This window comes from Brucella oryzae (assembly GCF_041929965.1).
Lineage (GTDB): Bacteria > Pseudomonadota > Alphaproteobacteria > Rhizobiales > Rhizobiaceae > Brucella > Brucella oryzae.
In genome coordinates this window covers 1-868 of record NZ_JBHEEO010000066.1, presented here as the reverse complement: position 1 = coordinate 868, position 868 = coordinate 1, and the positions used below count along the sequence as shown (strand labels likewise).

Below are 868 nucleotides of genomic sequence, written 5' to 3'. Positions count from 1 at the left end.
ATCTCGCCTGACTGCGGGCCATGCAGCCAGCATGAGGCGGAAATTAACAAAATCACGCTTAACCAATTAGATTTTGCCGAGCTGAGCGACGAGGAGCCGATCATCAAAGTGCTTTATGCCGATGAAGCCGAAAAAGTCACCCACGCGATGACAACCTTGCCACAAACGCTCAAAGAACAGTTCACCGTGGTGCAAAGCACGCCGTTTTTTATGGAGTTCCTCCACCCGAAAGCCAACAAAGGCAGCGGCATTGCCGCGCTGGCGGAGTTTTTAGGCATCGCGGCGCGTGATGTGATTTGCATGGGTGATGCCGGCAACGACGCCCACATGGTGGAATACGCAGGCCTCGGCATTGCGATGGAAAACGCCACCGATGAGCTCAAAGCGATGGCCGATGCCATCACCGGCCACCACAACGACTCAGGCGTGGCGCAAGCGATTGAGCGCTACGTGTTATAAGGAGTGCCTATGCACATTGTGATTGCACCAGACAGTTTCAAAGAAAGCCTCACTGCCCAAGCGGTGGCGCAGGCCATTCAAACAGGCTTTGCGCGCATCTTCCCTGATGCTAGCTACACTTTGGTGCCGATGGCCGACGGCGGCGAAGGCACGGTGCAATCGTTTGTGGATGCCACCGGCGGCAAGTTGATGCAAAGTGCGGTCAAAAGCCCACTGGGCGAAACGGTGCAAGCCCAATGGGGGCTGTCAGGCGACGGACGCACGGCGATCATCGAAATGGCCGCCGCCTCGGGGCTGCATTTAGTCCCTATGGATAAGCGCAACCCAGAAATCACCACCAGCTTTGGCACCGGCGAGCTGATCAAAACCGCACTTTGCCACGAGGTGGAGGAAATTATTCTCGGCATCG

Annotated in this window: 2 protein-coding genes; both read left to right on the top strand. The window is 56.5% G+C overall.

Going from position 1 to position 868, the window contains the following annotated elements:
- Positions 1 to 459, top strand: a 459-nt coding sequence (locus JNC70_RS22750; protein ID WP_374789055.1) for an HAD-IIB family hydrolase, incomplete at its 5' end; no start/stop codon positions are given.
- A 9-nt stretch (positions 460 to 468) separates the two neighbouring features.
- Positions 469 to 868, top strand: a 400-nt coding sequence (locus JNC70_RS22745; RefSeq protein WP_374789054.1) for a glycerate kinase, incomplete at its 3' end; no start/stop codon positions are given.